The organism is Pseudomonas sp. ARP3, from assembly GCF_001029595.1.
Classification (GTDB): Bacteria; Pseudomonadota; Gammaproteobacteria; order Pseudomonadales; family Pseudomonadaceae; genus Aquipseudomonas; species Aquipseudomonas rhodesiae.
Map to the genome: position 1 here is coordinate 60,822 of NZ_LEKF01000012.1, position 13,723 is coordinate 74,544.

11 protein-coding genes are annotated in these 13,723 nt (G+C 59.1%); 2 read left to right on the forward strand and 9 right to left on the reverse strand.

The features are described from left to right. Positions 1-22: 22 nt before the first annotated feature. The 5 genes from ABX75_RS15420 to sdhC form a co-directional block, all read right to left on the reverse strand. A complete protein-coding gene (locus ABX75_RS15420; RefSeq protein WP_034096665.1) occupies positions 23-2,854 on the reverse strand; it encodes a 2-oxoglutarate dehydrogenase E1 component in 2,832 nt (943 codons plus the stop codon). 261 nt (positions 2,855-3,115) lie between these two features. Further along, on the reverse strand, positions 3,116-3,820 hold the full coding sequence (locus ABX75_RS15425) for a succinate dehydrogenase iron-sulfur subunit (protein ID WP_034096664.1): 705 nt from the start codon (positions 3,818-3,820) through the stop codon (positions 3,116-3,118). 11 nt (positions 3,821-3,831) lie between these two features. Then, complete coding sequence (sdhA, locus tag ABX75_RS15430; protein ID WP_034096663.1) at positions 3,832-5,604, reverse strand: succinate dehydrogenase flavoprotein subunit; 1,773 nt, start codon at positions 5,602-5,604, stop codon at positions 3,832-3,834. A gap of 3 nt (positions 5,605-5,607) precedes the next feature. Next, positions 5,608-5,976, reverse strand: a complete 369-nt coding sequence (gene sdhD, locus ABX75_RS15435; RefSeq protein WP_003172805.1) for a succinate dehydrogenase, hydrophobic membrane anchor protein — start codon at positions 5,974-5,976, stop codon at positions 5,608-5,610. Continuing rightward, positions 5,970-6,347, reverse strand: a complete 378-nt coding sequence (gene sdhC, locus ABX75_RS15440) for a succinate dehydrogenase, cytochrome b556 subunit (RefSeq protein WP_034096662.1) — start codon at positions 6,345-6,347, stop codon at positions 5,970-5,972. The genes sdhD and sdhC overlap by 7 nt, the downstream gene beginning before the upstream one ends. Positions 6,348-6,711: 364 nt before the next feature. Between sdhC and gltA the strand changes: the two genes are divergently transcribed. Further along, the gene (gene gltA / locus ABX75_RS15445; protein WP_014717728.1) at positions 6,712-8,001 is read left to right on the forward strand and encodes a citrate synthase; all 1,290 of its coding nucleotides are present in this window, start codon (positions 6,712-6,714) and stop codon (positions 7,999-8,001) included. 231 nt (positions 8,002-8,232) lie between these two features. Here gltA and ABX75_RS15450 read toward each other — a convergent pair whose 3' ends face one another. The 3 genes from ABX75_RS15450 to ABX75_RS15460 all read right to left on the reverse strand — a co-directional run bounded on the left by ABX75_RS15450 (position 8,233) and on the right by ABX75_RS15460 (position 11,313). After that, positions 8,233-9,891, reverse strand: a complete 1,659-nt coding sequence (locus tag ABX75_RS15450) for a cation acetate symporter (RefSeq protein WP_034096661.1) — start codon at positions 9,889-9,891, stop codon at positions 8,233-8,235. Beyond that, positions 9,888-10,199 (reverse strand): DUF485 domain-containing protein, encoded by a 312-nt coding sequence (locus ABX75_RS15455; RefSeq protein ID WP_034096660.1) that lies wholly within the window; start codon positions 10,197-10,199, stop codon positions 9,888-9,890. Before ABX75_RS15455 ends, ABX75_RS15450 begins: the two co-directional genes overlap by 4 nt. A 262-nt stretch (positions 10,200-10,461) precedes the next feature. Beyond that, on the reverse strand, positions 10,462-11,313 hold the full coding sequence (locus tag ABX75_RS15460; protein ID WP_034096659.1) for a glycine betaine ABC transporter substrate-binding protein: 852 nt from the start codon (positions 11,311-11,313) through the stop codon (positions 10,462-10,464). A gap of 331 nt (positions 11,314-11,644) precedes the next feature. Here ABX75_RS15460 and ABX75_RS15465 point away from each other — a divergent pair, with 331 nt between their 5' ends. After that, positions 11,645-13,198, forward strand: a complete 1,554-nt coding sequence (locus ABX75_RS15465) for a glycosyl hydrolase family 17 protein (protein ID WP_047882243.1) — start codon at positions 11,645-11,647, stop codon at positions 13,196-13,198. Between the two features lie 105 nt (positions 13,199-13,303). On the opposite strand, the gene ABX75_RS15470 is transcribed toward ABX75_RS15465, so the two are convergent. Beyond that, on the reverse strand, positions 13,304-13,672 hold the full coding sequence (locus tag ABX75_RS15470; protein ID WP_034096657.1) for a hypothetical protein: 369 nt from the start codon (positions 13,670-13,672) through the stop codon (positions 13,304-13,306). Positions 13,673-13,723 lie beyond the last annotated feature (51 nt).

Sequence of the window (13,723 nt, forward strand, 5' to 3'; positions counted from 1 at the left end):
GGTTTCAGTCAGCGCGAAGGCGTTAAACAGTGAAAGCATCTTGCAGCAGTTTTTCCTGCTGTTCGGCGTGCATCGACGCATAACCACACGCAGGTGCGGCGGAAGCATCACGGCCGGCGTATTCCAGGCCCAGGGCCTTGTTATGGTTGCCAATGCTGCGACGCAGGTGATGCTGGCTGCTGTACCACGCGCCCTGGTTCATCGGTTCTTCCTGGCACCAGACCACATTCGTGAGGTTGGTGTAAGGCGCGATGACCTCCATCAGGTCGTCTTCCGGGAACGGGTAAAGCTGCTCGATACGCACGATGGCGATATCTTCGCGGCCTTCGGCACGGCGTTTTTCCAGCAGGTCATAGTAGACCTTGCCGCTGCACAGGATCAGGCGAGTGACCTTGGCCGCGTCCAGCGTGTCGATTTCTGGAATCACGGTCTGGAACGAACCGTCCGCCAGATCTTCCAGGGTCGAGACGGCCAATTTATGACGCAGCAGCGACTTCGGAGTCAGCACAACCAGCGGCTTGCGCAGAGGACGAATCACCTGGCGACGCAGCAAGTGGTAGATCTGAGCCGGGGTGGTCGGTACGCAGACCTGAATATTGTGCTCGGCGCAAAGCTGCAGGTAACGCTCCAGACGGGCCGAGGAGTGCTCCGGACCCTGACCTTCATAACCGTGCGGTAGCAGCATGGTCAGACCGCACAGACGGCCCCATTTATGCTCGCCGCTGGTGATGAACTGGTCGATCACCACCTGGGCACCGTTGGCGAAGTCGCCGAACTGGGCTTCCCAGATCACCAGCGCATTCGGCGTGGTGGTCGAGTAACCGTATTCGAAGGCCAGTACAGCCTCTTCGGACAAGAACGAATCGTACAGGTCGAAACGTGGCTGGCCTTCGTACAGGTTCTGCAACGGCACGTAGGTGCTGGCGTCTTTTTGGTTGTGCAGTACCGCGTGACGGTGCGAGAACGTACCGCGGCCGATGTCCTGGCCGGTCATGCGGATCGGGTGACCTTCGAACGCCAGGGTCGCGTACGCCATGGTTTCGGCGTAACCCCAGTTGATCGGCAGGCCGCCGACTTGCATCTTCTGACGGTCTTCGTAGATCTTCGAGACCTGACGCTGAACCACGAAGCCTTCCGGAATTTCCAGCAGCTTGGCGGACAGTTCCTGCAGGGTCTTGAGGTCGAACGAGGTATCGTGACGCGCGGTCCAGGTGTGGCCCAGGTACGGACGCCAGTCAACGAACAGCTCTTTGTTCGGCTCTTTGACCAGGCTTTTCACTACATGCAGACCGTTGTCCAGAGCGTTGCGGTATTCGTCGACTTTCGCCTGAACACGCGCTTCGTCCACCACACCTGCCTTGGTCAGGCTTTCGGCGTACAGCTCACGGGTAGTGCGCTGCTTGGTGATCTGCTGGTACATCAACGGTTGGGTGCCGCTTGGCTCGTCCGCTTCGTTGTGACCGCGACGGCGGTAGCAAACCAGGTCGATCACCACGTCACGCTTGAATTGCATGCGGTAGTCGACGGCCAGTTGGGTCACGAACAATACGGCTTCCGGATCATCACCATTCACATGGAGGATCGGCGCCTGGATCATCTTGGCAACGTCGGTGGCGTACTCGGTGGAGCGCGAGTCCAACGGGTTGCTGATGGTGAAGCCCACCTGGTTGTTGATGACGATATGAACGGTACCGCCAGTCTTGAAGCCGCGAGTCTGCGACATCTGGAAGGTTTCCAGAACCACGCCCTGACCGGCGAATGCCGCGTCACCGTGGATGGAAATCGGCAGAACCTTTTCACCAGTAGTGTCGTTACGACGGTCCTGGCGAGCACGCACCGACCCCTCGACCACTGGCGAAACGATTTCCAGGTGGGATGGGTTGAATGCCATGGCCAGGTGAACTTCACCGCCGGAGGTCATCACGTTGGACGAGAAGCCCTGGTGGTATTTAACGTCACCGGAACCCAGCTCGACCTTCTTCTTGCCTTCGAACTCGTCGAACAGCTCACGCGGGTTCTTGCCGAAGGTGTTGACCAACACGTTCAAGCGACCACGGTGGGCCATACCGATCACGACTTCCTTGGTGCCGTAGGAACCGGAACGCTGGATCAGCTCGTCGAGCATCGGGATCAGGCTTTCGCCGCCTTCCAGACCGAAACGCTTGGTGCCCGGGTATTTGGTCCCCAGGTATTTTTCCAGGCCTTCGGCAGCGGTCACGCGCTCAAGCAGGTGGCTGCGAACGTCGGCGGACAGCGCCGGACGGCCGCGCACACCTTCCAGGCGATGCTGGAACCACTGGCGCTGCTCGGAATCGGTGATGTGCGTGAACTCAGCGCCGATGGTGCGGCAATATGTCTGCTGCAACGCCTCGTGAATTTCGCGTAGGCTCGCTTCCTCTTTGCCGATGAACAGGTCGCCGGCACGGAAGGTCGTATCAAGATCGGCATTGGTCAAGCCGTAATGATTGATCGACAGGTCAGCCGGTGCAGGACGCTGCCAGAGCCCCAGCGGGTCAAGCTGGGCCGCCTGGTGGCCACGCATCCGGTAGGCCTGGATCAGTCGCAGTACTTCAACTTGCTTCTTCTCATGCTCACTGCTCACGCTGCCGGCGGAAACCGGTTGGGCGCGGCGCTGGTTCTTTGCCAGCAGCACAAACTGATCGCGAATTGTTGCATGCGATACATCGGTGGCAGCGTTGCCGTCTGAAGACAACGTCTGAAATTTGGTGCGCCATTCTTCTGGCACAGCGTTAGGGTCGTGCAGGTAGAGCTCATAAAGCTCTTCCACATAGGCAGCGTTACCACCTGAAAGATAGCCGCTGTTCCACATGCGCTGCATCACGCTTTCTTGCATGCTTGGTCACCCTCGATTTGGGGACACCACCGGCGAAAACACCGAGTTTGCTTGCAAAAGGCCAAGTGCAGCGACCAAAACAAGCCACTTAGGATCACGCTGATAGTTCGGGTACCAACCCGAATGCCCCTGCTTGTCTCATTTCTTCAAAATAAGAGCCGCGGCTTTGTAAGTCGCTGCTCAAGTTAAAACTACGGCGCCGGTTGAAGCCTGCGCCGCAGCATTTACGGGCACAACGGTCCTGCTTTGTTACAACGTCAGTTACACGCCGCTTTGCAGCAGCATGTTACGGATGTGACCAATGGCCTTAGTCGGGTTCAGGCCTTTGGGACATACGTTGACGCAGTTCATGATCCCGCGGCAGCGGAATACGCTGAACGGGTCATCCAGCGAAGCCAAACGCTCGGACGTCTTGGTGTCACGGCTGTCTGCCAGGAAGCGGTACGCTTGCAGCAGGGCAGCTGGACCCAGGAATTTGTCCGGGTTCCACCAGAAGGACGGGCAGGAGGTCGAGCAGCAGGCGCACAGAATGCACTCGTACAGACCGTCGAGCTTGTCGCGCTCTTCCGGGGACTGCAGACGCTCGATGGCCGGGGCCGGCGTGTCGTTCTGCAGGAACGGCTTAACTTTCTCGTATTGCTTGTAGAAGATGCTCATATCGACGACCAGGTCACGGATAACCGGCAAACCTGGCAGTGGACGAACGATCAGCTTGTTGCCTTTCACCACGGCGGACAGCGGCGTGATGCACGCCAGGCCGTTTTTGCCGTTGATGTTCATGCCGTCGGAGCCGCAGACACCTTCACGGCAAGAGCGACGATAGGAGAAACCTTCGTCCTGCTCTTTGATCAGGGCCAGCACGTCCAGCACCATCAGGTCTTTACCACCGGTATCGACCTGGAATTCCTGCATGAACGGCGCAGCGTCCTGATCAGGGTTGTAGCGATAAACACTGACTTTCAACATGGCAGCCACCCTTAGTAAGTCCGAATCTTCGGTTCAAACGTCGGAACCGTTTTCGGCGAGAAGTTCACGGCACGCTTGGCAACGCGCTTTTCACCCGGGAAGTACAGGGTGTGGCACAGCCAGTTCTCGTCGTCGCGGTCTTCGTAGTCTTCACGAGCGTGAGCACCACGGGATTCTTTACGAACCTCGGCGGCAATCGCGGTCGCTTCGGCCACTTCCAGCAGGTTTTGCAGCTCAAGGGCTTCGATACGAGCGGTGTTGAACGCCTGGCTCTTATCGTTGATCTTGACGTTGGCGATGCGCTTGCGCAGGTCGGCCAGCTGGGCAATACCCTTCTGCATGTATTCGCCAGTACGGAATACACCGAAGTAGTTCTGCATGCAGCTTTGCAGCTCGCGACGCAGGGTTGCCACGTCTTCGCCATCGGTACGCTCGTTCAGAGCGGACAGGCGCGCCAGGGCGGCCTCGATGTTGGCGTCGGTGGCGTCGTCGTACTCGATGCCATCGCTCAGGGCTTTTTCCAAGTGCAGGCCAGCGGCGCGACCGAATACCACCAGGTCGAGCAACGAGTTACCGCCCAGGCGGTTGGCACCGTGAACCGATACGCACGCCACTTCACCCACTGCAAACAGACCAGGGATGATCGCGTCGACGCCATCGGCGTCCTGAGTGATCGCTTGACCATGAATGTTGGTCGGCACGCCGCCCATCATATAGTGGCAAGTCGGAACAACCGGGACCGGAGCAACAACCGGGTCAACGTGCGCAAATGTCTTGGACAGTTCGCAGATACCTGGCAGACGGCTGTGCAGCACTTCTTCGCCCAGGTGATCGAGCTTGAGCATTACGTGGTCGCCATTCGGACCGCAACCGTTGCCAGCGATGATCTCTTTAACCATCGAACGGGCAACAACGTCACGACCGGCAAGGTCTTTAGCGTTCGGAGCATAGCGCTCCATGAAACGCTCGCCGTGCTTGTTGATCAAGTAACCACCTTCACCACGGCAACCTTCGGTCACCAAAACGCCGGCGCCGGCAATACCGGTCGGGTGGAACTGCCACATTTCAATATCTTGCACCGGCACGCCGGCACGCAGGGCCATGCCCACGCCGTCGCCGGTGTTGATCAGGGCGTTGGTGGTCGATGCGTAGATACGGCCTGCACCGCCGGTTGCCAGCACGGTAGCCTTGGCGCGAATGTAGGTGGTTTCACCGGTTTCGATGCAGATAGCGATTACACCGACGAACTCGCCTTGGGCGTTCTTGACCAGGTCGACAGCGTAGTACTCGTTCAGGAACGTGGTACCGGCTTTCAGGTTGCCCTGATAAAGCGTGTGCAGCAGCGCGTGACCGGTACGGTCGGAAGCGGCGCAAGTACGGGCAGCCTGCCCGCCTTTACCGTAATCCTTCGACTGGCCGCCGAACGGACGCTGGTAGATACGGCCTTGCTCGGTACGCGAGAACGGCAGACCCATGTGGTCCAGTTCGAACACCGCTGCCGGGCCTTCCTGACACATGTATTCGATAGCGTCCTGGTCACCGATGTAGTCGGAACCCTTGACGGTATCGTACATGTGCCAGCGCCAGTCATCGTTCGGGTCGGCCGAAGCGATGGCGCAGGTGATGCCACCCTGGGCGGACACGGTGTGGGAACGTGTCGGGAATACCTTGGTGATCACGGCAGTCTTGTGACCACCCTGGGCCAGCTGCAGCGCAGCGCGCATGCCGGCACCGCCGCCACCAATAATGATGGCGTCGAAGGAAATAGTTGGAATGTTAGCCATGACTCAGATACCCCAAAGAATCTGCACACCCCAGACGAAGTAAGCGAACATCGCGACGCCGCATACTGCCTGGAAGAGGAAACGTACTGCAGTCGCGGACTTGCCCAGCGCCATCGGCGTGAGGTAGTCGGTCGCGATGGTCCACATGCCGACCCAGGCGTGAGCGCCCAGGGCTACAAGGGCCAGCAGACTGAAGATTCGCATCGCATTGTGGGAAAACAGGCCATGCCATTGCTCATAGCCGATGCCCGGGTTTGCGACGAGGTATCCGATCAGGAAAATGAAATAAGCCGCGAGAACAACCGCAGACACACGCTGCGCCATCCAATCATAGAGGCCCGAACGCGATAGGTTCGTAACGCTGGTTACCATATCCAAACTCCTGCGAGAACGATCAGCACCACGGAAATGGCGATGATGATTTTCGAGCCCAGGCGGCCGCCTTCCAGCGTCTCACCGATGCCCATGTCCATGATCAAGTGGCGCACACCGGCTACCAGGTGATACAGCAGAGCGGACAGGAGGCCCCATGCTACGAACTTGGCCAGCGGGCTGGTCAAGCATGCCTTCACCTCGGCGTAACCTTCCTCGGAACCCAGGGATTTGCTCAATGCATAAAGCATGATGCCCAAGCCCAGGAACAGGATGATGCCGGAAACACGGTGCAGGAACGACGTAACGCCGGTGATGGGGAGTTTGATGGTCCTTAGGTCTAGGTTTACAGGTCGTTGGCTATTCTTCACGGCTTTTTTTCACACTGAAGAGCCCCTAACAATCAGGGCAAAGTTGTAGGGGAGTGCACTGGTCAGGTAAGCACCACCCAGGGAGTGCGACCCCCAATGAAAGCAAGCCCAAAAGCCCTTGGCGGTCGGTGGCCGAGTATAGACAGTTAGGTTACTAATGACAACGCGCGCTCCTCACCCTAATAGCGGATTGCGCTGACGGGATAAAAGGCGTAAATGGCAGGCAATTTCGACGAAAAAGTCCGGTTAAAGCCTTCTGGAGCAAGACTTTAGGCAAATTGACATCTGAATTTATCTCACTATAGTGGTGCGGGCCCTGCGTGGGGGGTCTGTCTGATGATTTGAAGCATAAATAGGAGGCCACATGGCTGACAAAAAAGCGCAGTTGATCATCGAGGGCGCAGCCCCCGTCGAGCTGCCCATTTTAACCGGCACCGTTGGTCCCGATGTTATCGACGTACGGGGCCTGACGGCCACGGGCCGTTTCACTTTCGACCCAGGCTTCATGTCGACCGCCTCTTGCGAGTCGAAGATCACCTATATCGACGGCGACAATGGCATCTTGCTGCACCGGGGCTACCCGATCGAGCAATTGGCAGAAAAGTCGGACTACCTGGAAACCTGCTACCTGCTGCTCAATGGCGAATTGCCAACAGCCGAGCAGAAAGCCCAGTTTGTCAGCACAGTCAAGAACCACACCATGGTTCACGAGCAGTTGAAGACCTTCTTCAACGGCTTCCGTCGCGACGCCCACCCGATGGCCGTCATGTGCGGCGTGGTCGGCGCCCTGTCGGCCTTCTATCACGACTCCCTCGACATCAATAACCCGCAGCATCGCGAAATCTCCGCGATCCGCCTGGTTGCCAAGATGCCGACCCTGGCCGCAATGGTTTACAAGTACTCCATGGGTCAACCCATGATGTACCCGCGCAACGACCTGACGTACGCGGAAAACTTCCTGCACATGATGTTCAACACCCCGTGCGAGATCAAACCGATCAGCCCGGTGCTCGCCAAGGCCATGGACCGGATCTTCATCCTCCACGCCGACCACGAGCAGAACGCCTCCACCTCCACCGTGCGCCTGGCGGGCTCCTCGGGTGCCAACCCGTTCGCCTGTATCGCCGCCGGCATCGCCGCACTGTGGGGCCCTGCCCACGGCGGTGCGAACGAAGCCGTGTTGACCATGCTCGATGAAATCGGCGATGTCTCGAACATCGACACCTTCATCGCCAAGGCCAAGGACAAGAACGATCCGTTCAAGCTGATGGGCTTCGGTCACCGGGTCTACAAGAACCGCGACCCACGCGCCACCGTTATGAAGCAGACCTGCGACGAAGTGTTGAAGGAACTGGGCATCAAGAACGATCCGCAACTCGAACTGGCCATGCGCCTGGAAGAGATCGCCCTGACCGACCCGTACTTCATCGAACGCTCCCTGTACCCGAACGTCGACTTCTACTCGGGGATCATCCTCAAGGCGATCGGCATTCCAACCAGCATGTTTACCGTGATCTTCGCCCTGGCGCGGACCGTGGGCTGGATCTCCCACTGGAAAGAAATGCTCTCCAGCCCGTACAAGATTGGCCGCCCGCGCCAGCTGTACACCGGCTACGAGTCGCGTGATATCACCAAGCTGGAAGATCGCAAGTAAGCATCGCTTAGTTGCACTGAAAACGGCCTCCCCCAGTGGAGGCCGTTTTTGTTTGTGGCGTCTGGTCTACCGCCATCGGGGGCAAGCCTCCTCCCACCTTTGAAAAGTGTTCACAGATCAAGTGTGGGAGGAGGCTTGCCCCCGATGAGGCCATGAGCAGCAACCCATAAACCCCAGGCAAAAAAATGCCCCAGCCTTTCGACCGGGGCACTTCCTGATCCAGTTACAAGCTTAGTGGTTAACCGCCCCACTCGCCCCCAAGCCAGTCTGCGAACGCACAAACTGCGGGAAGTACAGCGCACGCTCTTTCTCTGCCGCCGCCGACTTGTCGGTGATGGAGAAGAACCAGATGCCGATGAACGCAATGATCATCGAGAACAACGCAGGGTACTCGTACGGGAAGATGGCTTTTTCATGGTGCAGGATCGAGACCCAGATGGTCGGGCCCAGTACCATCAGGCCCACGGCGCTCACCAGACCCAGCCAGCCGCCGATCATGGCGCCACGGGTGGTGAGGTTTTTCCAGTACATGGAAAGCAGCAGCACCGGGAAGTTGCAGCTGGCGGCAATGGAGAACGCCAGGCCGACCATGAACGCGATGTTCTGGCTTTCGAACAGGATACCCAGGCCGATCGCCAATACACCCAGGGCCACGGTGGTGATCTTCGACACGCGAATCTCATCCTTCTCGTTGGCCTTGCCTTTCTTGATCACGCTGGCATACAGGTCGTGAGACACCGCCGATGCACCCGCCAGGGTCAAACCGGCCACCACGGCCAGGATGGTGGCAAACGCCACCGCTGAGATAAAGCCCAGGAAGATGCTGCCACCCACCGCATTGGCCAGGTGTACCGCCGCCATGTTGTTACCGCCCAGCAAGGCGCCTGCCGCATCCTTGAACGCCGGGTTGGTGCTGACCAGCAGGATCGCGCCGAAGCCGATAATAAAGGTCAGGATATAGAAGTAGCCGATAAAGCCCGTGGCATACAGCACGCTCTTACGCGCTTCCTTGGCATCGCTCACTGTGAAGAAGCGCATCAGGATATGCGGCAGGCCGGCGGTGCCGAACATCAGCGCCAAGCCCAGGGAGAATGCAGAGATAGGGTCTTTCACCAGGCCGCCTGGGCTCATGATCGCCTCACCTTTAGGGTGAACCTTGATCGCCTCGGAGAACAGCGTGTTGAAATCGAAGTTGACGTGCTTCATCACCATCAGCGCCATGAACGACGCACCCGACAGCAACAGCACCGCCTTGATGATCTGCACCCATGTGGTCGCCAGCATGCCGCCGAACAGCACGTACAGGCACATCAGGATGCCCACCAGAATCACCGCCACATGGTAATCCAGGCCGAACAGCAACTGGATCAGCTTGCCCGCCCCCACCATTTGCGCAATCAGGTAGAACGCCACCACCACCAGCGAACCGCAAGCCGACAGGCTGCGAATCTGGGTCTGGCCCAGGCGGTAGGACGCCACGTCGGCAAAAGTGTATTTACCCAGGTTACGCAGGCGCTCGGCGATCAGGAACAGAATGATCGGCCAGCCCACCAGAAAGCCGATCGAGTAGATCAACCCGTCATAGCCGGACGTAAACACCAGCGCGGAAATCCCCAGGAACGAGGCCGCCGACATATAGTCGCCAGCAATTGCCAGACCGTTCTGGAAACCGGTGATCTTGCCGCCCGCCGCGTAGTAGTCGGCCGCCGATTTATTGCGCTTGGAGGCCCAGTAAGTGATGCAAAGGGTTGCACCGACGAAGACGACAAACATCACGATGGCCGAGACGTTCAGCGGTTGCTTGTGCACTTCACCGGTCAATGCGTCGGCCGCCCACAGGGCGGGAGCAAAAAGCGAAGCGCCGAATACTGCCAGTAGACGACGGATCATTGCGCAGCCTCCTTGAGAATCGCATTGTTCAAATCGTCAAATTCGCCATTGGCCCGACGCACATAAATGCCGGTCAAGACGAACGCGGAGACGATCAACCCGACGCCCAGGGGGATGCCCCAGGTAATCGACGAACCAGGGCTGAGCTTGGCCCCCAGCACTTGTGGCCCGTAGGCGATCAATAGGATGAAACCGGAGTAGAGCCCTAGCATGATGGCCGAGAGAATCCAGGCAAACCGCTCCCTTTTTCTCACCAGCTCCTTGAAGCGCGGGCTGTTTTGAATCGATAGGTAAATGCTGTCGTTCATTGTTTTTATCCTCGCAGCACAGCTTTTTTATTATTGGAACGTAGCCACTGTATGCGGCTGTGGCACAGGTTCCAGACGACCTTAGTAGTAGATCGAGTGTAGCGAGGGATTGACGACGCGAATGAAGATTTGCAGGAAACAGAAATTAATGTGGGAGGGGGCTTGCTCCCGATGGCGATGAGTCAGTCAGATCATTGAAAACTGACACTCCGCTATCGGGGGCAAGCCCCCTCCCACAGGGGTTGTAACAGGATCTCGGGGGTTATTTACCGGTCCACTCGGCTACGCGCTCAGGGTGTTTGGCAACCCAATCCTTGGCTGCGGCGTCAGGCTTGGCGCCCTCTTGGATAGCGAGCATGACTTCGCCGATTTCGTCCTTGGAGGCCCACTGGAATTTTTTCAGGAAGGCCGCAACTTCCGGCGCCTTGGCTTCCAGGCCTTTGCTGCCGATGCTGTTGACGGTCTCAGCAGCGCCATAAACGCCTTTTGGATCTTCGAGGAAGCGCAGTTTCCACTTGGCGAACATCCAGTGCGGCACCCAACCGGTGACGGCGATGGATTCCTGTTTGTCTTCGGCACGGGTCAGCTCGGCAATCATCGCCGCACCCGAGCTGGCTTGCAGCTTGTAATCGAGGCCGTACTGCTTGATGGCTTCGTCGGTCTTGAGCATTACGCCCGAACCGGCGTCGATACCGACGATTTTGTTCTTGAAGGTGGTGTCAGTCTTGAGGTCTTCGATGGACTTGGCCTTGACGTACTCCGGCACGATCAAGCCAATCTTGGCATCCTTGAAGTTAGGACCGTAGTCGACAACCTTGTCTTTGTTCTTGGCCCAGTATTCACCGTGAGTCACGGGCAACCACGCCGAGAGCATGGCATCGAGCTTGCCGGTTGCTACGCCCTGCCACATGATCCCGGTGGCAACCGCCTGCAGTTTCACGTCATACCCGAGCTTTTCCTTGATCACCTCGGCCGCCACATGGGTGGTGGCTACGCTGTCGGACCAACCGTCCACGTAACCGATGCTCAGGGTTTTGCTGTCGGCGCTGGCCAGTGTAGAGCTCATCGCAACTACCAAAGTGGCAGCTGCGCCCAAGAGTCGTCGCATCTTCATCGTACTTCCCCGAAAGTGCTGCGCTCGGCGGATGCCGAGCGACGTCAACCTGTTGTTGTGTAGTGCACCGCGCCCCTTTCACGCGCATCGATCCAGCGGCTGCGACATCAGTGGAGTGCTGACCCTTGGATCATCGGCCTGCGCCGGCCTTCGACCTGCTCTGTCAGCGACCTCTTACAAGCAGGAAACGACATCACATAGCCAGCAGGGCGCTTAGCTGAACGAGCGTTCAAAAACCCGCCCGAACTTTGCATGTCAAAATCGTGCAACCACCCTTGAGCCACACAATTGCGGGTAAGATGCGCGCCTTTGCTTTCCAGATAAGCCGACCATGACCGCGACTGCCCGCTTCCCTGCCCTGCCCTATGTATTCGCCCTGATCCTTGGCCTGCTGGCCCTTGTCGGCTACTGGTACGGCCTCGGCCGACCGGTGGTGCTGCCGGACGTCGCCAGCGCCAGCCACAAGCTGCAATGTGCGTCCTACACGCCTTTCGACAAAGACCAATCCCCCTTCGACCAGCCGTTCACGCTGCGCCCGGCGCGCATGGACGCCGACCTGGCCTTGCTGGCTACCCGCTTCGAATGCATCCGCACCTACTCCATGACCGGCCTGGAAGGCTTGCCGGCCCTGGCGCGCAAGCACGGTTTGAAGCTGATGATCGGCGCGTGGGTCAGCGCCGACCCGGTAGCCACCGAAAAGGAAGTCGATCTGTTGATCGCCGCGGCCAACGCCAACCCGGATGTGGTCAGCGCTGTGATCGTCGGCAACGAGGCGCTGCTGCGCAAGGAAGTCACCGCCGGGCAACTGGTGAAGCTGATCCAGAAAGTCAAAAGCCAGATCCAGCAACCGGTCACCTACGCCGACGTCTGGGAATTCTGGCTGCAACACCCGGAAATCGCCCCAGCGGTGGATTTTCTGACCATTCACCTGCTGCCCTACTGGGAAGACGATCCGTGCGGCATCGACCAGGCGCTCAAACATGTGGGCGATGTACGACAGACCTTCGGCAACAAGTTCGCGCCCAAAGACGTGCTGATCGGCGAAACCGGCTGGCCCAGCGAAGGCCGCCAGCGCGAGACGGCGTTGCCGAGCCGGGTCAACGAAGCCAAGTTCATGCGCGGCTTCGTCGCCATGGCCGAGGCCAATGGCTGGCACTACAACCTGATTGAAGCCTTTGACCAGCCGTGGAAGCGCGCCAGCGAAGGCGCTGTGGGTGGTTATTGGGGCCTGTTTGATGCCGATCGTCAGGACAAAGGCATCCTCGCCGGCCCAGTGAGCAATGTGCCGTACTGGCCGTTGTGGCTGGGCGTCGGCGGCGTGATCCTGCTGGGCACGTTGGTGCTCGGCGGTCGCGTTCGCAGCCCCCGTGCCGCGCTGGCCCTGCCTTTACTGGGCGCTATCGCGGCATGCTCGATCGGCACCTGGGCCGAGCTGACCCGCCTGACTGCGCGCTTCAACGATGAGTGGGTGTGGGCTGGGCTGCTGCTGGCACTGAACCTGCTGGTGTTGGCCCATGCCGCGCTGGCCCTGAGCGCTCGCGAAGGGTGGCGCGGGCGCATGTTCAATTGGTTGGAACAACGCGCGGGCTGGCTGGTGGCATTCGCCGGCTTCGCGGGCGCGGTCATGATGCTGGCGCTGGTGTTCGATCCGCGCTATCGCAGTTTCCCCAGCGCCGCACTGGTATTGCCGGCGCTGGTGTACCTGGCACGCCCGGTAACCGGCCCACGTCGGGAGATTGCGCTGCTGACCTTCATCATCGGCGCCGGCATTGCGCCGCAGCTATTCCGTGAAGGCTTGCTGAACCAACAGGCGTGGGGTTGGGCAGTGGTCAGCGGGTTGATGGTGGTCGCGTTGTGGCGGTGCTTGCGGGTGCGCAGGGCTTAATACTGCCATCGGGGGCAAGCCCCCTCCCACACTTGATTGGGTTTACACATTTCCAATTGTGAATACCGGCGAATGTGGGAGAGGGCTTGCCCCCGATTGACCCGATCAAACGCCCCGAGGCTGTCTGACCAACCGCAACCCCGCAATCACCACCGCAAACACCGCAAAGGTTGTGTTGTACAACGCCAGCGCCGGCAGCCCGAACACCAGCCCCGCTACCGCGAGGCCCCACCCAGTGCGACCCGCTACAAAAAATGCGAGCACCGAGGTCACCAGCGCTGCCCAGCCCAGCACTTTGAAATGGATCATCAAACCCAGGTTCGAGCGCAGCTGGCATTCCCAGCGACTGGCCTCGTCGACGCAAATACCGACCCACCGGCCGTCCTCCATAAAGCCATAACGCGCGGCATAGCTGGCAGCCAGCCAAAGTGGCAAGGCAATAAGCAGCAGAATCAATGGCAAACGACGGGACATGGAGCACTCCGAAAGGCAAAAACGGCGCTCAGCTTAATGCGCCAACGGCCG